Annotated in this window: 18 protein-coding genes; 6 read left to right on the forward strand and 12 right to left on the reverse strand. The window is 63.9% G+C overall.

What is annotated here, in order from left to right:
• Positions 1–2 precede the first annotated feature (2 nt).
• From AC1DJW_RS16080 to AC1DJW_RS16105, 6 genes are all read right to left on the reverse strand, one after another.
• Entirely contained in the window at positions 3–1,409 is a 1,407-nt protein-coding gene (locus AC1DJW_RS16080; RefSeq protein WP_390282321.1) for an NAD(P)/FAD-dependent oxidoreductase, read from the reverse strand.
• A gap of 35 nt (positions 1,410–1,444) precedes the next feature.
• The gene (locus AC1DJW_RS16085) at positions 1,445–2,179 is read right to left on the reverse strand and encodes an SDR family NAD(P)-dependent oxidoreductase (RefSeq protein WP_476901862.1); all 735 of its coding nucleotides are present in this window, start codon (positions 2,177–2,179) and stop codon (positions 1,445–1,447) included.
• An 85-nt stretch (positions 2,180–2,264) separates the two neighbouring features.
• Positions 2,265–3,371, reverse strand: a complete 1,107-nt coding sequence (locus tag AC1DJW_RS16090; protein ID WP_476901863.1) for an alanine racemase — start codon at positions 3,369–3,371, stop codon at positions 2,265–2,267.
• Between the two features lie 113 nt (positions 3,372–3,484).
• The gene (locus AC1DJW_RS16095; RefSeq protein ID WP_390282324.1) at positions 3,485–3,970 is read right to left on the reverse strand and encodes a RidA family protein; all 486 of its coding nucleotides are present in this window, start codon (positions 3,968–3,970) and stop codon (positions 3,485–3,487) included.
• Positions 3,971–3,987: 17 nt separating this feature from the next.
• The gene (locus tag AC1DJW_RS16100; protein WP_390282326.1) at positions 3,988–4,683 is read right to left on the reverse strand and encodes a haloacid dehalogenase type II; all 696 of its coding nucleotides are present in this window, start codon (positions 4,681–4,683) and stop codon (positions 3,988–3,990) included.
• 733 nt (positions 4,684–5,416) lie between these two features.
• Positions 5,417–5,623 (reverse strand): helix-turn-helix domain-containing protein, encoded by a 207-nt coding sequence (locus AC1DJW_RS16105; protein ID WP_390282397.1) that lies wholly within the window; start codon positions 5,621–5,623, stop codon positions 5,417–5,419.
• A gap of 371 nt (positions 5,624–5,994) precedes the next feature.
• On the opposite strand from AC1DJW_RS16105, the gene AC1DJW_RS16110 reads away from it, so the two are divergent.
• The 6 genes from AC1DJW_RS16110 to AC1DJW_RS16135 all read left to right on the forward strand — a co-directional run bounded on the left by AC1DJW_RS16110 (position 5,995) and on the right by AC1DJW_RS16135 (position 14,804).
• On the forward strand, positions 5,995–6,633 hold the full coding sequence (locus AC1DJW_RS16110) for a TetR/AcrR family transcriptional regulator (RefSeq protein ID WP_390282327.1): 639 nt from the start codon (positions 5,995–5,997) through the stop codon (positions 6,631–6,633).
• A gap of 79 nt (positions 6,634–6,712) precedes the next feature.
• Positions 6,713–7,465, forward strand: coding sequence for an SDR family NAD(P)-dependent oxidoreductase (locus AC1DJW_RS16115; RefSeq protein WP_459342655.1), 753 nt, complete (start codon positions 6,713–6,715; stop codon positions 7,463–7,465).
• 229 nt (positions 7,466–7,694) lie between these two features.
• On the forward strand, positions 7,695–8,912 hold the full coding sequence (locus AC1DJW_RS16120; protein ID WP_390282330.1) for a glycoside hydrolase family 1 protein: 1,218 nt from the start codon (positions 7,695–7,697) through the stop codon (positions 8,910–8,912).
• Positions 8,913–8,930: 18 nt separating this feature from the next.
• Positions 8,931–10,811 (forward strand): beta-glucuronidase, encoded by a 1,881-nt coding sequence (uidA, locus tag AC1DJW_RS16125; RefSeq protein ID WP_390282331.1) that lies wholly within the window; start codon positions 8,931–8,933, stop codon positions 10,809–10,811.
• Between the two features lie 114 nt (positions 10,812–10,925).
• Positions 10,926–12,275: an MFS transporter gene (locus AC1DJW_RS16130; protein ID WP_476901864.1), complete on the forward strand. Its 1,350-nt coding sequence runs from the start codon at positions 10,926–10,928 to the stop codon at positions 12,273–12,275.
• A 51-nt stretch (positions 12,276–12,326) separates the two neighbouring features.
• On the forward strand, positions 12,327–14,804 hold the full coding sequence (locus AC1DJW_RS16135; RefSeq protein WP_476901865.1) for an alpha-L-rhamnosidase: 2,478 nt from the start codon (positions 12,327–12,329) through the stop codon (positions 14,802–14,804).
• 251 nt (positions 14,805–15,055) lie between these two features.
• Here the strand turns inward: AC1DJW_RS16135 and ilvC are convergent, their stop codons facing one another.
• From ilvC to AC1DJW_RS16165, 6 genes are read right to left on the reverse strand one after another with little or no spacing between them, the layout of a single operon-like run.
• Positions 15,056–16,081 (reverse strand): ketol-acid reductoisomerase, encoded by a 1,026-nt coding sequence (gene ilvC, locus AC1DJW_RS16140; protein ID WP_476901866.1) that lies wholly within the window; start codon positions 16,079–16,081, stop codon positions 15,056–15,058.
• Positions 16,078–16,989 carry a creatininase family protein gene (locus AC1DJW_RS16145; protein WP_476901867.1) on the reverse strand — a complete coding sequence of 304 codons (912 nt, stop codon included), beginning with the start codon at positions 16,987–16,989 and terminating at the stop codon, positions 16,078–16,080. The genes ilvC and AC1DJW_RS16145 overlap by 4 nt, the downstream gene beginning before the upstream one ends.
• Positions 16,986–17,792: a carbon-nitrogen hydrolase family protein gene (locus tag AC1DJW_RS16150; protein WP_476901868.1), complete on the reverse strand. Its 807-nt coding sequence runs from the start codon at positions 17,790–17,792 to the stop codon at positions 16,986–16,988. Before AC1DJW_RS16150 ends, AC1DJW_RS16145 begins: the two co-directional genes overlap by 4 nt.
• Before the next feature lie 26 nt (positions 17,793–17,818).
• Positions 17,819–18,616, reverse strand: a complete 798-nt coding sequence (locus tag AC1DJW_RS16155) for an ABC transporter permease (RefSeq protein WP_476901869.1) — start codon at positions 18,614–18,616, stop codon at positions 17,819–17,821.
• Entirely contained in the window at positions 18,613–19,527 is a 915-nt protein-coding gene (locus tag AC1DJW_RS16160; protein WP_476901870.1) for an ABC transporter permease, read from the reverse strand. Before AC1DJW_RS16160 ends, AC1DJW_RS16155 begins: the two co-directional genes overlap by 4 nt.
• Positions 19,517–20,206 (reverse strand): RraA family protein, encoded by a 690-nt coding sequence (locus tag AC1DJW_RS16165; RefSeq protein ID WP_306961655.1) that lies wholly within the window; start codon positions 20,204–20,206, stop codon positions 19,517–19,519. Before AC1DJW_RS16165 ends, AC1DJW_RS16160 begins: the two co-directional genes overlap by 11 nt.
• Positions 20,207–20,218: the final 12 nt, after the last annotated feature.

The following is a 20,218-nucleotide window of genomic DNA, read 5'->3' on the forward strand; positions in this document are numbered from 1 at the left end:
GATTACTCGTGTAGTCCGGCGAGTCTGCTGCCGAATCTGGCCAGGAGTGAGGTCTTGGTGGAATCCCTGCGCTCTTCCCACTGGTCAGCAAGTCCGAATAGCCGGTACATGCCGTGGACACCGAGCCAGCGGAGGGGTTCGGGTTCCCACTTCCGTGCCCGGTACCCGACCCAGGGAAGCGTGGTCCGTTCTGTGTCTTGTTCGAAAGCCACTTCCACGAGAGTCCTGCCGCCAACATAGGCTGCGGTGACGCCGTGTCCCGCATAGCCGGTGGACGAGCCGATCCCGGATGCGTGGTCCCAGTGCACGCCGCCGTTCCAGTCACGGGTGACGCCCAGGACTCCGGACCAGGCGTGGTCCACTTCGAATGGGATGCCAGGGAAGAAGGAGCGAAGCTTTGTGGAGATCAGGTCAATCGTGGACTGGGCTGTTGAACCGGCGCCTCCTGTGCCGGAGCCGTAGCGGTAGGGCTTACCGCGGCCGCCTATGGCGATGCGGCCGTCCGCCGTCCGCTGCGAATAGATGAAGGTGTGCGCGGAGTCGTTAAGGCACTGGGGCCCGTTCCAGCCGATCTGCTCCCACGCTTCTTCGGACAGCGGCTTGGTCACGATCATCGAGGAATTGATCGGGATCAGGGTTCTGCTGCCAAGCAGCTGTCCGGAATACCCCTCGGTGCAGACGAACGTCTTAGCCGCGGAGACGCGTCCGTTGTCCAGAGTGAGGGTCTTGCCGTCGATGCTGCCGACCCGGCTGCCTTCGTAGATGGTCACCCCCGTGGAAGTCAGGGTGTCGGCGAGGCCGTAGACAAGTTTCGCCGGGTGCACACGGGCGCAGTGCTTGTAGAAGAGCCCGCCATGGACGGTGGAGATGTGGATCTGGCTCTGGAACTCGTTTCGGTCGACCAAATGGACATCGTCTTCGGTCAGCCCGTACTTCCAGTCGGCGTCACGCCTGGCTACCAGCCGGCCCAGCCCCGCCTTGGTGTGGGCAGCGACGAGCGCGCCGCCCTTGTTCTGATCCGCGTTAATCCCCTCGGCCTGAAGGATGTCCAGGACCGAATCGACGCCGGCGACAAACTCCTGCTGCAAGGCCCGGCTCGCGTCCAGCCCACCCCCGGATGCGCGGGCAAACGTGGCACGGTTTCCTGGGGGCATTGCTGAGAGCCAGCCACCGTTTCGTCCGGAGGCGCCGTAGCCGATCTGTTCTGCTTCAAACACCGCGACCTTGAGTGAAGGTTCGAGTTTCTTGGCGAAGTACGCGGCCCAGAGGCCGGTGTAGCCGCCACCGATAATTGCCAGGTCTACAGTGTCTTGACCGGCGAAGCGGGGGTAGGCGGGCCTGGTGGCCTCGAGTCCGGCCATCCAGAAGCCGAGCTCGCCGTTTCGGGGTGTTGCCGCAAGGGCTGTCATGGTTGTCCTTCTTTGTCTGTGAAGCGTTGAAGTGTTCAGGCTGCGGTGTATCCGCCGTCAACGGGCAGGACGGCTCCGGTGATGTAGGACGATTCCGGGGACGACAGGAATAGGATGGCGTCGGCGATTTCTTCGGGGGTGGCCAAGCGTTGGAGCGGGATCTGGCCCTCGCGCTGGGCGCGGTAGGCCTTGGGGTCTTCCCTGCGCTGGAACGACGCTTCAATGACCGGGGTGGCGGTCAACCCTGGTGCGACGACGTTGACCCTGATGTTGCGTGATGCCCATTCGATCGCCGCGCCCTTCGCGAGCATGATCAGGCCTCCTTTGGCCGCGGAGTACAGGACTTCCTCGGGCTTGCCGACCATGCCGAGCCGGGAACTGACGAGGACGAACGAGCCGCCGGTAGTGGGCATCAGCGGCGCGAAGTGCTTCATCACCAGGAACGAGCTGAGCAGGTTGCTGTGGAGCACGTTTTTCGCGTCCTCGTAGGCCATCTCCGTGAGCGGGCCGCTGACCTGCAGTCCGTGGTTGAGGACGACGACGTCCACGGTGCCGAAGGATTCGGCGGCCTGCCGGGCCAGGTTTTCGACGAATGCCTCGTCGTTGAGGTCTCCCGGGACGTACAGGTCCTCGGGCTGGGCGCTGTCGAGTTGCTCCCTGCGGCCGGTGAGCAGCAGCCGGGCGCCCTCGTTGCGGAAGTGGGAACATATTGCTTCCCCGATTCCGCTGTTGGCACCGGTGACCAGGGCCGTTTTCTTGTCAAGTCTCATGTCAGTCACTCCATCGTGAGGTAGGTTGCTTTACGTTGCAGGCTGGGGGACGGACTTCCCGCCCCCGGCGTCAGTTAGGGGTCTGTCAGTTGAGGAATCCGCGGGCGTCGACAGGCCACCGTTCCAGCGTCGTGCCGGTGCTGTCGGTGACGATGTACTCCTCGAAATTGACCACCACCGGGCAGACGTGGTTCGGCACCACGGGAAGCACGGTCCCGATGCCCGGACGGAACCCTCCGGGGGGCAGCGGGAGGAATCCGTGATATTCGTTGAGTTTGGACAGGACGGCCGTGGTGCCGGCAATGCTGCCGTAGCCGCGCTCGGGGCTGCCTTCGCGGCCGAGGGCTTTGGTGCCGATGTCGAGGATGACCTGGTCGGGAACCCAGTCGCTGACCACGGTGCCGGCGACGAACAGCGCGATCTGATCCTGGGTGCAGGCGCCGAGTCGGGTGTTGTTCAGGTCGTTGAACACGTACTCGCCGGGTCGAATCTCGGTGATGACGCTGCTGGTGGAGAACTCCACGGTGGGTGTGGAGCCGGCGCTGACCACGTCTGCGGTGATCCCGGCTGCGTTGAGGCTGCGCACCGCGGTGGTGAGCGCCGCGTCTTGGTCCAGCGCAGCGCGCTTGCGGGCGTCCGGACTGGAGCTGCCGTGACCTGGATACGTAAAGACGCCCACCGGAACCAGGCCGCGGTTGCGGGCGGCGAGAGCGAGGTCGCCCGTGACTTCGGGGGGAGCCCCGGAACGACGGGCACCACAGTCGACCTCGATCACGACCTGCAGCCGGTCGGCTTCAGATCCCATCGCATCGGCAATGGCATCGATCGCCGCGACGTTGTCGACGCCGATCCGTAGCTGCGTAGTTACAGCAAGCTTGCGGATCCGCAGGCCTTTCGTTCCTGAAGGCCAGACAGGGTAGGCGATGAAGATGTCGTCGAACCCGGCCGCGGCGAAGACCTCGGCCTCACCCACATTGCCTGCAGTGATTCCGATGGCTCCGGCCTTGACTTGGCGCCGCCCGATTTCGACGCACTTGTGCGTCTTGACGTGCGGCCTGACGTCGAGGCTGTGCTGGTTGGCGAAGGCCTGCATGCGGTCGATGTTGTCCTGCATCACGTCGGCCAGCACGATCGGCGCGGGAGTATCGATTCGATCGACGAGAGCCTCGAGTGCTCGTTGAATGCGGTTCACGCTGTACTCCTCATGATTCTGTCTATGAATGATCAAGTGCTGAAGGTGCGGGACCCGCCTCAGCGGGTCCCGCACACCACCGCCGTCGTACAACACCGCCGTGGTGCCCGTCGCTAAACGGCCGTGCAGACCATCTGGATCTCTACAGGCGTGTTCAGCGGCAGCCCGGCGACCCCGATCGCAGTGCGGGCGTGCCGTCCGTTCTCACCCAACACCTCGATGAGCAACTCACTGGCAGCGTTGGCGACCCGCGACTGCAGACCGAAGTCCGGCGCGCTGGCCACGAAGACCAGCATCTGCACGATCCGCACCCGCTCCAGATCTCCCACTGCCTGCACAGCGGCGGCGAGGCAGTTCAGCGCGCAATGGCGCGCTAGCTCCTGCGCCGTGTCCAGGTCCACGTCCCGACCTACAACGCCTTGGCCCAGCAGCTCACCGTCTTTGAACGGCAGTTGGCCCGCGATGTGGATGCTGGAGTCCACCGCCCGGTGGTCCACGTAGTACGCATTATCAGCGAGGACGGGCAGATCCAGACCCAGGGCCTCGAGACGATCTGAAGCCGAGGCGCCCTTTACGGTTTGAGGTAGTGGCAGACTCATCTGTACCCGGGTCTCCCTTAGGAAGCAGCAGGACGCGACAGACCGAAGAGGACGGGGAGATCGGCGATGTCGGTAATCCGCTCGTAGCCGAGCCAGTGCTCGTCGTGTTCGAAGCCGCGGTCGACATACACCTTGTTCTTGATGCCCATGATGGCCGCGGGGCGGTGGTCGTACATCGGGCTCGCAGAGACGTGCACGATCTCATCCGGTGTCACGCCAAGCTTGTCGAACATGTACTCAAACGCACCGAGCCGCGGCTTGTACATCCCCATCTGCTCGGCGCTGATGATGGTCTCGAACGGGGCCTTGAGGTTATCCGCAAGGCGCACAGCATGGGCGGTGTCGCTGTTCGTGATGATGACCAGCGGAACCGCCTCAGCCAGGCGGTTCAATGCCTCGGTGACACCCGGGTACGGGCCAAAAGAGGGGACAATCTCATAAACCGCCCGTGCGTCGGCCGCACGGAACTCCAGACCGAGCCGACGCGAGGCGCGTTCCATCGAGTCGGCGACGATCTGGTGGAACGGCTTGTACTCGCCCGTGCACTCATCGATGCGGTACGCCTTGCAGGCCCGCAGGTAATCATCGGCGAGCTCGGCCGGCAACCGGTCACCCAGTACCTCACGGATCGCATCGTTGATAGCGAACTTAATCAGCGTTCCGTTCATGTCGAACGTAACGAACTTCGGCTTGGTTTCGAATTCGAATGCCATGTGATCCTCCAATAAATCGCTTCGTCGATTGTCGACGAGACGAGCTCGGTTGCTGTCGATTGTCGACGATACTCTTCACGTTTGTCGATTGTCAACGATTTTCGGAATCTCGATCCAAGAAAACACCGGCGAGGCTACCGGCATTCGGTTCTGCATCTGGCGTTCGGAGTGGCTCTGCGGGGGCTGACTGCGGTGCCTTTCGTTACGTCAGGGCACACATCGGATTTGATGCTGGACACGCATGTTGCCGGGCCTTAATGCCGACAGCGCTACTGGGTCGCCAAGGCGGGCGCGTCAGTTACACAGACGTTGGACTGCGCCGGCGCTCCCCCGCAGGGTAACTCCCCTGGAACCCGCCCCGTCATGTCGTCTCCGCTTCAGGCAACCATGAACCTGTAGAACAGCAGAACGCTGTCGAAGCTGAGGAAAGGGAAGAAGCCGGCTACACGAACGCTAAGCACAACTACACACACGGTGTGGACACGTCAGAGGCCCAAAAAGGGCCCCGGACATGGGAAAACGTGCCCAAGGTGGGACTCGAACCGCATTCCCGCTCTTGGAAACACTGGGAAGTCCAGAAAACATGCGGAGCACGGGCCGGTCCGGTCCGGTGGCAGTACGACCCAGTCCGAAGCGAAAGGTGTTGACACTGTCACCACACCCTCGCTTCCAGCTTCCGAACCGGCACCGAGCGCGACCGAGGTGTTCAAACGTACCGGAACGGGCTGCCGGGTCAGGCGATCTGGATCCGGTCGTCTCCGAGTTCAACCTCGACACGAAGCCGGCCACCGACGGCTTCAACGTATTTCCGCAAGGTATCGACCTGGGCGCGGTCGATGTCGCCCTGCCCGATGCGGGACACTTTGTTCTGGCTGACGCGCAGACGCGCAGCCAACACGACCCGTGTCAGATCCGATGCTTCGCGGAGCTCCCGAAGCAGGTACCCCCGGACCTCACAGGCTCTAAATCTTAAGTGCTATATCCACGGCTTCTTTCGGCGCTTGTTCGTCGCTTATTTCCTCGCGAACTTTTGAACGACGCCGGTTCCCCAAAGTTGCACGCCGACCCGCGCGTCCGGCCGGGGTCCGGATATCAGAACGACACCCAAACTCGACGAAGGCCCCCGTACCAGCAGCGCCAATGATCTTCTTCCCGAAATCTTGCCGCACAACAGATCCTGTCCACAAAAATGGAGGAAGTACAACTTTTCAAGTACCAATCAGATGCAGGTACCGACAATCTCAGACTCTTAGAGAGAAAATATTGTAGTCTCTTCAGAATTCACGTAATCTGGGTCACATGGAACAGGCCATGAAGACACGAGGGCGTTACGCCAAGACCGCGGAGCGGCGCGCGGCTGTTGCCCAGGCCGCGCTGGAGATCATCCGCGGGAAGGGGCACAAAGCCCTGACCACCGCAGAGGTCGCGTCGGCGGCGGGCATGAGCGAAACTGCGCTGATGTACCACTTCCCGACCCGCGACCACGTCCTGGTCGCGGCCATGGAGCTCGCCGACGAGGAGATCGGCTCGCGCATGACGGCCGAGTCCGTGGCGGCCGAGCTTGTCTCCGGTGACTGGGATCCCGCGGGAACGGCGCGCCTGGTGCTCACGGAGGGGAACACTGTCCGCCTCCTCCTCGCTCTCGAGGCGGACGCCCCGAATCCGGAGCACCCGGCGCACCCGTACATGAAGAAGCACAACGAGAACGCCATCCTCGCCTTCGCTGCCGCCGTGAAACGGCGTCAGGCCGAAGGGCGTGCACGTCCTGGCCTCGACCCGATGGGCACGGGACGGCAGATGATGGGGCTCTGGAGCGGCCTACGGGCGCAGTGGCTCGTGGACCCCTCGTTCGATTTTGCCAACGAAGTCGCAGCGGCCTTCCGCGCCCTCACGGGCGAAGCAGCCATGGACACGAAGAAGAAGATCGAAGATCTCATCGCGACGATCTGAACAACGCACCGCAACACCTGTTCCCCGTGTCGCGGGGACGTGGACCCGCGATCAACTGCAACGACGCAAAGGAATCACTATGACCGCTGAAGACCGGTTCGCCGGAAAGACCATCATCGTCACGGGCGCCGGCTCCGGCATCGGACGAGCCACCGCCGTCCGGCTCGCCGAAGAGGGCGCCCGGCTCATCGTCTCCGATGTGGTCGCCGATCGGCTCGACGAACTCAAGACATCACTCCCCGGAGTGGACGTCAGGACCGTAGTCGGCGACGTCTCCGACAACCGAACGGTCGACGCGATCGCCGATGCTTGCGAAGGCCGTCTCGACGGCCTGGCGAACATCGCAGGGATCATGGATGGCTTCCTTCCCGTCGGCGAGATCGACGACGAGACATGGGACCGGGTGATGCGCGTCAACGTCACGGCCCCGATGCGCCTGACGCGCGCCGCCCTGCCGCTCCTCATCGAGTCCGGAAGCGGTTCGATTGTGAATGTCGCCTCCGAAGCCGCCCTCCGCGGATCCGCGGCAGGTGCCGCTTACACGGCATCGAAGCACGCGGTCATCGGACTGACCAAGAACACGGCGTTCATGTACGGCCCCCAAGGCGTGCGGGCCAACGCCGTGGCGCCGGGTGCGGTCGCCACGAACATCGAAGCAGCGGTCCGCAGCGAATTCGCCGCCGGCCGGATCTTCCCTTTAATGCAGGCCGTCGCCTCCCCCGTCGCGGACGCGGAGAGGCTCGCCGCAGCAATCACCTGGCTGTTGAGCGAGGACTCACTCAACATCAATGGAGCCATCCTGCCCAGCGACGGCGGCTGGTCAGCCGCTTAACCGGGCAATCAGCCGGGACTCAATTTGAAACGATCCAAAGTGCGGTCGGGCCACCGCGAAAGCACCTCCTGCGGTCCGGAGCGAAGCATTCCTCCGAAACCGTTAGTAGCCCCGAAAAAGTCGACGGCGGACCCGACACTCCGCCCGCGGCTGCGCCTTACACTCATCTTCCGAAACCACGAATCCAGAACCACGATTCCGCGGCCGCGCCGCGGAGAAAGAGACTGCCATGAACGACTTCCCGCCCGGCTTCCTTTGGGGCGCCTCCACTGCACCTCACCAGATCGAGGGCAACAACATCAACAGCGACTGGTGGCTTCAGGAGCAGACCGTCCCCGGCATGGAACCCAGCGGGGACGCCATCGACAGTTACCACCGGTACGCCGAGGACATGGAGCTGCTGGCCGACGCGGGCCTCAACGCGTACCGCTTCGGTATCGAGTGGGCCCGGATCGAGCCGCTCCCTGGCCGGTTCTCCCGCGCCGAGCTCGCCCATTACCGCCGGATGATCGATACCGCCCTCGGACTCGGGCTCACCCCGGTCGTGACCCTGAACCATTTCACCACCCCGCAGTGGTTCGCCGACGAGGGAGGATGGCTCGGCGAGAGGGCGATCGAACGGTTCACCGCCTACGTCACCGAGGCAACCACGATCCTGGACGGCGTCCCCTGGGTGGTCACGATGAACGAACCAAACATGCTCGCCATGATGGCGACCATGCGCGGGATGATGACGGCCGCCCCCGCAGCCCAGCAGGACTGGCAGAGCCCCACCGTGGATCAGGACCCTCGGCCCCAGCTTCCGCCACCGGACCCGCAGATCGGCGCCCGCCTGGTCGAGGCGCACCGGGCCGCCCGCGACATCGTCCGCGCCCGCACGGACGCCAAGGTCGGTTGGACGATCGCGAACCGGGCGTTCGTCGCACGCCCCGGAGCCGAAGAGAAGAAACGGGAACTTGAGTACGTCTGGGAGGACCTCTACCTCCACGGATCAGCGGGCGATGACTTCGTGGGCGTCCAGTCCTACTCCAGCCAATGGGTCAACGAACAAGGCATCGAACCCCACCCGGCCAGCCCGGAGAACACCCTGGTCGGTACGGCCTACCGTCCGGACGCGATCGGCATCGCGATCCGCCACACCGCCGACGTCACCGGCGGGATCCCGATTCTCATCACCGAGAACGGCATCGCCACGGCCGATGATGCCCGCCGTATCGCCTACACCGGCGAAGCGCTCCAGCACGTGTCCGAGGCCATCGCGGACGGCATCGATGTCCGCGGATACCTGCACTGGACGCTTCTGGACAACTACGAGTGGGGCCACTGGGAGCCCACCTTCGGACTCGTGAGCGTCGACCGGCAGACGTTCGTCCGCACCCCCAAGCCGAGCCTCGCCTGGCTCGGATCCGTCGCCCGGGCCGGCGCGCTCAGCGCCCTCGCCCACTGACCCTCAAGGAGTTCTTCAATGCTGAAGCCCCTGGCAACCGCCACCCGTGAACTCGTCAACCTCGACGGCCTGTGGCTGTTCGGCCTCGACGGCACGCTCGGCCCGGAGCCGTGGAAGTCACGGCTCGAAACCCGATTGGAGGCGGCCGTCCCCGCCAGCTACAACGACCTGTTCGCCGAGCAGAAGATCCGCGACCATGTCGGCCTGGTCTGGTACCAACGCACGGTCCGCGTCCCCCGCGGCTGGTCGGACCAGCGCATTGTGCTCCGTTTCGACGCCGCAACCCACGCCGCTGCCGTCTACGTCGATGACACCCTGGTTGCGGAGCATGTCGGCGGATACACACCCTTCGAAGCGGACCTGACCGGGCTCATTGCCCCCGGGACGGAATTCCGCCTCACCGTCGCCGTCGACAACCGGCTCACCAACATCACCATCCCGCCCGGGAAGCTGACCGTCGGCGCCGACGGGCAGGAAAGGCAGACGTACTTCCACGACTTCTACAACTACGCCGGCCTTGCCCGCTCCGTCTGGCTCTACAGCACCCCCCGGTCGCACCTCACCGATATAACGGTGACCACGGACGTCGTCGACGGCGGCACCGGGCTAGTGAGCTACCGACTGGCTACCAGCGAACCGGCCCCCGCGAGTATGCGGCTCATCGACGAGACAGGGAACACGGTCGCCACAGGCGAAGGACACTCCGGCACGCTCCGGGTCGAGGACGCCGTGCTGTGGAGGCCGGGAGCAGCATACCTCTACCGCCTGGAGGTCGAGATCCATGACGGGTGGCACGTCGTCGACGCCTACGAACTCCCCGTCGGGATCCGCACGGTCGCCGTCCAGGGCGAACAGTTCCTCATCAACGGCGAGCCGTTCTACTTCACCGGCTTCGGCAAGCACGAGGACACCGCCATCCGCGGCAAAGGCCACGACAACGCCTACCTCGTCCACGACTTCCGCCTCCTTGACTGGACCGGCGCAAACTCTTTCCGCACCTCCCACTACCCCTACGCCGAGGAAGTCATCGAGTTCGCGGACCGGCACGGGATCGTGGTCATCGACGAGACCGCCGCCGTCGGACTCAACCTCGCCGTGGAGGCCGGACTGACGGGACAGCCGCCCCGACCCACGTTCTCCCCGGAGACAATCAACGACCAGACCCAGGCCGCGCACGCCCAGCATCTACGTGAGCTCATCGACCGGGACAAGAACCACCCCAGCGTCGTCATGTGGTGCGTCGCCAACGAACCCTCCTCCAACGAGGACGGGGCAAGGGAATACTTCGAACCGCTCATCAAGCTCACCCGGGAGCTCGACCCGACGCGCCCGGTGACCACGACGGCGGTCATCTTCGCCACGAGCGAGAACGACCGCCTCGCGGACCTCGTCGACGTCATCTCCCTCAACCGCTACTACGGCTGGTACGTCGCCACCGGCGATCTCGAGACCGCCGAGAAGCTCCTCGAGGCCGATCTGCGCGGCTGGGCCGCGAAGCACGGCAAGCCCATCATGATGAGCGAATACGGCGCCGACACCATCGCCGGCCTCCACTCCGTCCTGGACACCCCGTGGACCGAGGAATTCCAAGCAGGCTTCCTCGCCATGAACCACCGTGTCTTTGACCGGATCCCCTCATTCGTCGGAGAACACGTCTGGAACTTCGCCGACTTCGGCACCGGCCCCGCGATCCACCGTGTGGACGGGAACAAGAAGGGCATCTTCACCCGGGACCGCAGGCCCAAGACCGCCGCGTTCGCGCTCCGCGAGCGATGGACGGGCCTCCACGGCCGCAAGCCAGGCTCAATCACCGCACAAAACGGGCAGCACCAAACCACGGCACCTGATTTCACCCAGGAACCGGCCCTGTCGACGCCCGCAGGCGCCCAGCGCTCATAGCGGCCACAAGCTCACCGTGGGGGCGGCATCCCCGCCGCCCCCACCCCACCAGTCACCAATCCCTGCCGCAGCAAAAATACGTCGCGCACACCGTACCCAGACAAAGGAGTCATCATGGTCAAGCCCAGCTACGGGGACCTACCACCCAAAGAAGCGGAGTCCGCGGTCCTCACGGACGCAGGTTCCCGGCAAGGACCCCCCGCCGGTATCCCCGACATCGAGGCGCCGGCGCTGAAGAAGGCCAGTGCCAGCTACCTGACGCTGATATCGCTAGCGAATTTCGGCGTCGCGATGGCGTTCATCGTCCCGATGTCCTACTCACTTGCCGTCCGCATCTCCCAGCTCGCCCCAGGCCACGAAGAGCTGCTCGGCTACGTCACCGGAACGGCACAGTTCATCTCCATCGCCGCCAGTCCCCTCGTCGGCGTCTGGAGCGACCGTTTTCGCTCCCGCCTCGGCCGCCGCACCCCTTTCATGATCGGCGGAGCCCTCCTCGGCATCCTCGGACTCCTCGGCATCTCCCTGGCACCCAGCGTGCTCCTCATCGGCCTCGGCTGGGTCTTCGGACTCTTCGGCTGGGCGGCCGCGGGCCAGGCCATCTTGAACCTCCAGGCCGACCGGATTCCCGAGGAACAGCGAGGCAAGATTTCGGCATTCAGCGGGCTGTCGGCCCAAATCGCCCCCGTCCTCGGAATCGGCATCGCCTACGCCGTCTCCTCCAGCACCCTGCTCGTCTTCCTTGTCCCCGGCCTCGTGGGTCTTGCACTGGTGGCTCTCTTCTCGCTCGTCAAGCGCGAAGGCAGCTCCGTGGGCCTCGTCCACAACAGCACCGTCACCGTCAAGGCCCTCCTGACCAGCTACACCTTCAGCCCCCGCAAGCACCCGGACTTCGGCTGGAACTGGCTGGGCCGCTTCATCTTCTTCATGGGCCTTTACTTCAACACCACCTTCGGCAGCTTCTTCTACGCCCAGCGCCTGGGCCTTCCCATCAAGGAAGTCGCCGGAACCGTCGCCCTGATCGGCATGCTCGGCATCGTCGCCGCCACCGCAGGCGCCCTCACCGGAGGGTTCCTCTCCGACAAGCTCCGTCGACGCAGGCTGTTCGCTTTTCTCGGCGGCCTGCTCTTCCTCGCCGGCGGCATCACCGAAGCCTACGCCCATTCCTTCATCACCCTGCTCGTCGGCGCACTCATCATGCAGTGCGCGATCGCCCTCTTCAGCGCGGTGGACCAAGCCATCATCTTCGCCGTACTACCGGACCGGGCACAGGCCGGACGCTACCTCGCCGTCGTCGGATTCGCACAACGGATCCCCAGCGCAATAGCACCCCTCCTGGCGCCCTTCATCATCGTCCTGGGGGCGGCCGGGGCCGAGAAGAACTACACCGCCCTCTACCTCACCGGCGCCGCGCTGGCTCTCCTGGGAAGCCTCATCATCCTCCTGAAGATCAAATCCGTGCGCTGAGCAACGACCTGCCACCCCAACACGCCAACCAACAAGAGAGCCGAAACACCCATGGGCAACACGCTCAAAACCCCGCCAGACCTGGCACAGAACCCCGCCGGAACAGCACCCGTCAAATGGACGGCCGCCTGGATTTCACCGGCCGAGTCCGAACCAACTGCCGCCCAGGACGAGCGCGGGGCCTACATCCTCCGCAGGTCATTCGACCTTCCCGCCCGTCCCGCCGCAGCCACGCTCTACGCAACCGCCCTTGGCGTCTACGAGGTGTTCCTCAACGGAATCCGGGTGGGAGACATCGAACTGGCACCCGGTTCCACCAGCTACGACGAAACCCTGTACGCCCAGAAGTATGACGTCGCGGAACTCCTCATCCCCGGTGGCAACCGGATCGACGTCGTCCTCTCCGACGGCTGGTTCCGCGGCAGGAACAGCGGCGCCCAGCGCCGGAACGTCTGGGGCAACACCACCGCCGCCCTCGCCCAACTCGAAATCGACCTCGGATCCGGTGCGGGAATGACCCTGGGGACCGACCGGGACTGGATCACCCTGCCCAGCCCCATCGTGCGGGCGGACCTCATGACGGGTCAGACCACTGACTTCCGCATCGATCCGGACCACGCCGAACCCGGCCCGGTCCGGGTCGGCGTCGTCACGCCACCTACCCCTTCCCGGTCACCGGCCCCGCCCGTGCGCCGCGTCGAGGAACGCAAGCCGGCGGCCCTGACCCGGCTTCGGGACGGGGTCTCGATCCTCGACGCCGGCCAAAACCTCTCCGGATGGGTCAGGCTCACCAGCCTGGGGCCCGAAGGAACGGAGACGGTGCTCGAGTTCGGCGAGCACCTCGACGCCGGCGGCGACCTGACAACCGCCCACCTGGACATGAAAACACCACAAGGCGGGCTGCTCGAATTCCGCCAGACCGACCGCGTCATCGCCGGAAACAGTCCCGGCGTCTTCGAACCTCGGCACACAGTCCACGGCTTCCGCTATGTCCGGGTGACCCATCCTGGACGCGAGCTCTCCATCGATGACTTCACGGTCGTCGTCGTCCACTCGGACCTCGAACGCCGCGGGTGGTTCAGGTGCAGCGACCCGGACCTGGAACGACTCAACGAAGCGGCCCTCTGGAGCTTCCGCAGCAACATCGTGGGCGTCCCCACCGACTGCCCCACCCGCGAACGCTCCGGATGGACCGGAGACTACCAGGTCTTCGCCCCTACCGCCGCCATGCTCTACGACGTCCACGGCTTCTCCCGCAAATGGCTCCAGTCCGTGCGCGACGACCAGTGCGACGACGGTCTCCCCGCAGCATTCTCCCCCGACTCGGCACGGATCAGACACCATCCCGGCAACCCCTCGCGGGTCATGGGCGGATCCGCCGGCTGGGGCGATGCCACAGTGCTCGTCCCGTGGTCCATCTACGAAGCGTACGGAGACACGGAGCTTCTCGCGGAAAGCTGGGACTCGATGACCCGCTGGGTCGACTACGCGCTCCATCTCGCCAAGACGGCCCGCCACCCGTCCCGTATCGCCCGCTCAGAGACACCGCTCCCCCACGAGCAGTACATCTGGGATGCCCCCTTCCACTACGGAGAATGGCTCGAGCCCAAACGCCGCCGGGCAGACGGGTCCCTCATCGACCCCATGGCCGAAAATCCCTACGCCTACATGAGCGCGGACCGTGGCGAGGTCGGCACCGCCTTCCTGTACCGCACCACCAAGACACTCAGCCGGATCGCCGGAATTCTCGGCCATACCGAGGTGGCCGAGCGGTACCGAAGGGTCGCTGAAAGTGTCAGGGAGGCCTGGCAGACCGAATTCCTCACACCCGAGGGGCACACCCGCGAAGACACCCAGGGCGCCTACGTCCGAGCCCTGGCCTTCGGCCTCATCCCCGGACCGCTCAGGGAAGCGGCCACCGAACGCCTGGTCCAGCTCATCCACGACGCCGGCGACAGACTCGGCACCGGATTCCTCTCCAGCGGCCTGCTCCTTCCCGTCCTCGCAGCGTACGGCCACACCGACCTCGCCTACCGACTGCTGCTCCGGCGCGGGACACCGTCGTGGCTCGGCATGCTCGAACGGGGCGCCACCACCGTCTGGGAGGACTGGGAAGGCATCGACGAGCGAGGTGTCGCGCATGAATCGCTCAACCATTACAGCAAGGGAGCCGTCATCCGCTTCCTCCACGAATACCTCGTAGGCCTCCGACAGGCCCCCGACTCAGCCGGATGGGAACGATTCGACATAGAACCCCGCCCCGGCGGCGGCATCACCTCAGCCAGCTTCGATTTCATCTCCCCCCAAGGCCGCATCGACGTCGCGTGGGAGATCGCAAACGAGGAGTTCCGCATCGACTTCACCGTCCCCCAAGGAACCTCAGCCCGTCTCACCCTGCCAGACGGGACAAGCACCGCCTACACGTCAGGAACGCACTTCGCATCCTGCCCCGCTCGGATGAGCGCTATCAGGTGGTCACACGATCAATCTGTTGCCGGCGGGCACAGAGGCCGCCAACCGGGCGTTTAGCGCGGTGCTCCTGATAGATCGAGGCTAAAGTCCTCCAGGCAACTCGGAAAACCCTTCGGTCCGCTCCGTCGTCGAACGAGCCGAACTCGCCCTCGAGAGGCGATCAGGCGCACGCCTCCCGCACTATGCTCCCCGCCGAAAGTCCAAGACGCCCGGGCCTCATGCCGCCACGACCCAGCCATGAAGAGCCAGAAGTATCTTCGCTGTTTGCCATTCTGATGCCCGATCTGGGATGTGGTTGACCGCTATTGTCAGCGGGCTGCGGTGCCCTCTGTGTAGTCGTCGTCGCTTTGGACCCAGGAGAATAGCCTGCGGAGCTCGCGGCCGGTGGCCTCGATCGGGTGTGACTCGGCTTTCTTGCGCAAAGCTTCGAACTCCGGGGCGCCGGCGTCCTGGTCGTCGATGAAGCGCGTGGCGAATACGCCGTTTTTGATGTCGGCGAGAACAGCCTTCATGTTTTCTTTGACGTTCGGTGTGATGATGCGGGGGCCGGAGAGATAGTCGCCGTACTCGGCGGTGTCGGAAACGCTCCAGCGCTGTTTGGCGATGCCGCCTTCGACCATCAGGTCAACGATCAGCTTGAGCTCGTGCAAGACCTCAAAGTAGGCGATTTCTGGCTTGTACCCGGCCTCGGTCAGGGTCTCGAAGCCATATTGGATCAGTTGGGCGGTTCCGCCGCAAAGTACTACTTGCTCGCCGAAGAGATCAGTTTCGGTCTCTTCGGCGAACGTGGTCTCAATGACTCCCGCCCGGGTGCCGCCGATTGCTTTGGCGTATGAAAGGGCCAGGTCACGGGCGTTGCCGGAGGCGTTTTGCTCGACTGCGATCAGGTCGGGCACACCGCGGCCCGCTTCGAATTCGCGGCGCACGATGTGTCCCGGGCCTTTTGGGGCGACCAGGGCGACGTCGACGTCGGATGGCGGCTGGATGTAGCCGTAGCGGATGTTGAAGCCATGAGCGAAGAACAGGGCATCGCCGGCCTTGAGATTCGGAGCAATTTCATCTGCGTAGACGAAGCGCTGGACCTGGTCGGGGACGAGGATCATGATGACGTCCGCCTCGGCAGCGGCGTCGGCCACGGTGAGGACCCTCAGTCCTTCCGCTTCAGCCTTGGATTTGGATTTGGAGCTTTCCTTGAGGCCGACGCGGACGTCCACTCCGGAGTCGCGGAGGCTCAAGGCGTGGGCGTGGCCTTGGGAACCGTAGCCGATGACGGCCACCTTGCGGCCTTGGATGATCGAGAGGTCGGCGTCCTCGTCGTAGAACAATTTGCTCATGGTCGGCTTCCTACTGTGATTGTGGTCGGGGCGGGTCTGGCCGCTGGCGGGTATGGAGTCGGAGTGACCGGGTCCTTCGTGGCTGAGGTGTTTCGGTCGTATTCGCGTACGTAGTCGACGCAGAAACCGATGACGCGTTGTACCCAGATCTTGCCCATGTCCGTTGATGATTCGCTGAAGTCCCCGGTGACTCCGGATGGGCAGATTTCGGAGAAGTCCCAGAAGATTTCTCCGGGCAGGTCGTTCGGGGGGATGAGGGCCTGGGTGTAGCTGGATGGTTGCCACCCGCCGAGCTTTGTCAGTGCGGGTGTGGGGAGGCGGTCGAGTCTGACTTCGTCGGGGAAGAGCTCCATCATGGCCGACATTTCCGGTTCCGCTCCGTGTCCGTAGACCTTGTCCGGGTTCTTGTAGGCGTCCCTCATCAGGGAATAGCCGAGACCCCACGGGTAGAGCCTTCCGACAGGCGTACCGAACCGGTCCCGGAGAATATATGCCGCCTCCGCGGTGGCCCCGAGATTTCCGCCGTTGCCGTCCACCAACACGAGTCGCTTGAATCCGTGACGGGCGAGTTCGGACCCGATGGAAACAACCACATCCGTCAACAATCCTTGAGGAAGGCTGATGGTGCCTGCGTAGCCTCGCAGGTTGTGTGAGTGGCCGTAGGGAATGGTCGGTGCCACAACGGCTCCGGTTGCAGAGGAGATTTGCCGTGCGACATAGTCTGCAATGAGAGCGTCTTCGTCCAGGGGAAGGTGCGGACCGTGCTGTTCAATGGCTCCGATTGGCAGCAGGACCACAGGGTTTTCCTTGGCTGCTTCAGCTGCTTCGGTCCAGCTCATTGCCCCGAGCAGGCGAGGTCCATCCGGGCCGGGGCGTTCCGCGACCAGGCGGGAAGGCGATGGAGTCATTTGCCGTGCCCTTCCAAGAAGAAGCGCCGGTGTTCGAGGACGGGAACCACTCTTCGTACTTCCGCGAGCCGTTCTGCCGACAACAGGTGGGTAGCCAGTCCGGGCTGCGGTCCGGCGTCGGCCTTGACGACGCCGGCGGGGTCCACGATGACCGACCGGCCTACGCAGACGGGGCCGGTTTGTCCGGCAGCGGCTACATAGACGGTGTTTTCAATTGCCCGCGCCCGGAGGAGGGTTGACCAGTGTTCTTCCTTCAGCGGCCCGGCAACCCAGGCCGCGGGTATCACGATCACTTCCGCACCGACGTCGACGAGCCTGCGGGCGGACTCAGGGAACCTGAGGTCGTAGCAGGTCATGAGCCCGAAGGTTGTGCCACCGATGGAGAAAGTGGTTGGTCTGTCCAGTTCCCCGGCCTGCACTGAATCGGACTCCCGGTAGCCGAAGGCGTCGTAGAGGTGGACCTTGCGGTAGGCACCCTGCAGCGCTCCGTCCGGATTCACTACCAGGACGGTGTTGTGGACCTTGCGTGTGGCGTGGATGCTTTCGGTCATGCCGGCGACCACCCACAGATGGTTGGTCCGGGCGGCCGCCTGAAGGAAGCGCGAGAATTCGCCGTCGAGGTCTTCGGAGAACGGGTAGAGATCCACTGAGGAATCGGGGTGGCTGTACATCGCGTTTTCCGGCAGGACAACCAGTTCGGATCCTTCGGACGCTGCTTCGGCGATGAGGGCCGCGATGTTTTTGCGGTTCTGGGCTTTGTCAGTGCCGGCGCTGAATTGCGCGACTGCTACTTTCGGGGACATGTTCATTCTTTCGGAAGAGGGGTTCGCTAGCGCAGGACTCGACGAAGGCCAACTAGCCGTTCCACGACGATCACGATGACGATGCTCAAGACGATCAGCATGGTGGAGACGGCGGCGAGGAGTGGGTCGGTCCTGGTTTGTACGTAGTCGAACATTGCGATGGGCAGCGTCTTGACCCTGCTGGACACCAGGAACAGGCTCACGACGGCCTCATCGAAGGTGAGCAGGAAGGCCAGGACAAATCCCGACAACACTCCGGGGAGTATCAGGGGCAGTGTCACCGTGCGAAAGACGACGGCGGGCGACGCTCCCAGCGTTTGGGCTGCTTCTTCGCACCGTGGGTCCATCGTCGTCAGGCTCAGCAAGGTAGTCCGGATAACGTAAGGGATGACCAGGCCTGCGTTGGCAAGAATCAGGCCCTGGTACGTTCCCTTGAGCCCCAGCGGACTGAAGACGAGCAACAGGCCGAGCCCGACGACGATCGCGGGGACGAGCAGTGGTGCCAGGAAGATGCTTTCAACCGCCTGGCGTGCGCGGAACTTGCCGCGTGACAGGGCCACCGCGGCCGGTATGGAAACCGCGGCCGAAAGGACGGATGAGCCCGTGGCGACCAAAACGCTGACTTGCAGGGCACTTGCGAAGCCTCCGCCGTTGGCGAACAGGGCCTGGTACCACTTCAGGCTCCATCCGCTGGGCGGAAATTGAAGGAAATCGTCAGCGGAGAACGAAATGATGACCGTGATGATGATGGGGGCCAGCAGAAACAGGAACAGCAGTGTGACACCGAGGCGGACAGGCCACCGGCCAAGGACACTTGTTGTCATGAGGAACGGCTCCAATCCAAGCGGTTCATGATGCGCTGGTAGCCCACCAGCACGCCGGCAAAGAGGGTCATGAGAATAAAGGAAATAGCGGCAGCCAGCGGCCAGTTCAATGAGTTCACAGCCTGATCGAAGATCTCGGTGGCCATGGTAAAGACCCTTCCCCCACCCACGAGCGCCGGGGTGACGAAGGAGCTGATAGTCAGGACGAAGACCAGCAGGCATCCCGTAAGGATCCCGGGCAAGGTGAGGGGCAGGACCACGCGGAAGAAGGTGCGGACAGGACTTCCTCCCAATGTCGCCGATGCTTCCATTGCGGTGTCGTTGAGCCTGGAAGAACCCGTGACAACGCTGAGGATCATGTAGGGCATGAGGATCTCAACCAGTGCGATGATGACACCTACCTCGTTGTTCGCAAGCTTGATTGGTTCGGAGATAACGCCGGTCCCCAAAAGTACTTCATTGACGATGCCTTGGTCCCCGAGAATGGCCATCCAGCCGAAGGTACGGACCACTGCGCTGGTCAGAAGCGGAGCCAGGGCGAGCACCAGAAGGGCGCTCTTCCACCGGGATTGTGTGCGGAGAAGAAAGAGCGCAAGCGGGAATCCAAGGATGAAAGCCCCGGCCGTCACCGCGACACCAAGGTACAGAGTTCGTCCGATCAGGCCCAGGTTGAACGTGCTGTTGAAGAAACCGGCGTAGGAATCAAACGCGAAGCCGTCATGAATGATGCCCCCGGCCTCGGACTGATTGAAGGACATTCTCAGCAGCCAAGCGAGCGGGACCCCGAAGATGACACCGATGAGAAGCAGGCCGGGAGCGAGCTTCAAGGTTGTTGACCAGATTGGGGCCATCCCGCGGGAGGCCCTACCCGGAGCGGCCACGACGGGCCGGTTCAGTTCCTTAGTAGACATGGTCTGCAGCCACTCCGAGGTGCGGTGACAGGACCCGGTTGGCGATCGTCACATCCGGGAGGGGAGTTCCTTCGTCCAGCTTGCGGATGAGGATGTTCTCTTTGGCATCGGATTCGAGCGCCTCGTCGATGATGATTTCGGCATCCGATGCCGGGAGTGCGAGCACTCCGTTGTCGTCCGCGAGGATGATGTCGCCGGCGCAGACTGCCACGCCGCCGATGCTGACCGGGACGTTGACCCCGCCTTGGTTCACGCCAATAAGCTTTGTCGTGAGCACGCTTGTTCCTCGTGCGAAGACTGGGAGTCCGATACGGGCGACTTCGTTGAGATCAGTCATAACACCGTCAATAACGATGGCGGACCCTCCCGCGACTTTGACCGCATGGGCGACGACCTCCCCGACCGGCGCGTGCCTGCGGTCACCGCCTGTGGAAACGACCAGTACGTCGCCCGGTTCAAGGAGGGCTACTGCCCTGTGCATGAGGGACGAATCCAGCCCGGGGATCTGGACAGTTACTGCCCGTCCCAGAATCTTGCTGCCGGGAAGGTGCGACCGGATTTCGGGTTCCACGAAACCGCGTTCGTGGAAATGGCCAAGGGTCGGGTAACTGACTCGCGCCAATTTTGACTTCAGCTCCGGGGTGATCTGTGCGCCATTCGGGCGTTCGATGATTGGCATGGGGAATTCCTC

The sequence above is a fragment of the Arthrobacter sp. 05L417 genome (genome assembly GCF_056397865.1).

What these genes read in the sequence shown, in the direction of transcription:
- AC1DJW_RS16130 (WP_476901864.1), top strand. Translation starts at nt 10,926, where the DNA reads ATGGTCAAGCCCAGCTACGGGGACCTACCACCCAAAGAAGCGGAGTCC.
- AC1DJW_RS16100 (WP_390282326.1), bottom strand. Translation starts at nt 4,683, where the DNA reads ATGGCATTCGAATTCGAAACCAAGCCGAAGTTCGTTACGTTCGACATG.
- AC1DJW_RS16150 (WP_476901868.1), bottom strand. Translation starts at nt 17,792, where the DNA reads ATGTCCCCGAAAGTAGCAGTCGCGCAATTCAGCGCCGGCACTGACAAA.
- AC1DJW_RS16095 (WP_390282324.1), bottom strand. Translation starts at nt 3,970, where the DNA reads ATGAGTCTGCCACTACCTCAAACCGTAAAGGGCGCCTCGGCTTCAGAT.
- AC1DJW_RS16145 (WP_476901867.1), bottom strand. Translation starts at nt 16,989, where the DNA reads ATGACTCCATCGCCTTCCCGCCTGGTCGCGGAACGCCCCGGCCCGGAT.
- AC1DJW_RS16135 (WP_476901865.1), top strand. Translation starts at nt 12,327, where the DNA reads ATGGGCAACACGCTCAAAACCCCGCCAGACCTGGCACAGAACCCCGCC.
- AC1DJW_RS16115 (WP_459342655.1), top strand. Translation starts at nt 6,713, where the DNA reads ATGACCGCTGAAGACCGGTTCGCCGGAAAGACCATCATCGTCACGGGC.
- uidA (WP_390282331.1), top strand. Translation starts at nt 8,931, where the DNA reads ATGCTGAAGCCCCTGGCAACCGCCACCCGTGAACTCGTCAACCTCGAC.
- AC1DJW_RS16120 (WP_390282330.1), top strand. Translation starts at nt 7,695, where the DNA reads ATGAACGACTTCCCGCCCGGCTTCCTTTGGGGCGCCTCCACTGCACCT.
- AC1DJW_RS16165 (WP_306961655.1), bottom strand. Translation starts at nt 20,206, where the DNA reads ATGCCAATCATCGAACGCCCGAATGGCGCACAGATCACCCCGGAGCTG.
- AC1DJW_RS16085 (WP_476901862.1), bottom strand. Translation starts at nt 2,179, where the DNA reads ATGAGACTTGACAAGAAAACGGCCCTGGTCACCGGTGCCAACAGCGGA.
- AC1DJW_RS16160 (WP_476901870.1), bottom strand. Translation starts at nt 19,527, where the DNA reads ATGTCTACTAAGGAACTGAACCGGCCCGTCGTGGCCGCTCCGGGTAGG.
- AC1DJW_RS16155 (WP_476901869.1), bottom strand. Translation starts at nt 18,616, where the DNA reads ATGACAACAAGTGTCCTTGGCCGGTGGCCTGTCCGCCTCGGTGTCACA.
- ilvC (WP_476901866.1), bottom strand. Translation starts at nt 16,081, where the DNA reads ATGAGCAAATTGTTCTACGACGAGGACGCCGACCTCTCGATCATCCAA.
- AC1DJW_RS16080 (WP_390282321.1), bottom strand. Translation starts at nt 1,409, where the DNA reads ATGACAGCCCTTGCGGCAACACCCCGAAACGGCGAGCTCGGCTTCTGG.
- AC1DJW_RS16110 (WP_390282327.1), top strand. Translation starts at nt 5,995, where the DNA reads ATGAAGACACGAGGGCGTTACGCCAAGACCGCGGAGCGGCGCGCGGCT.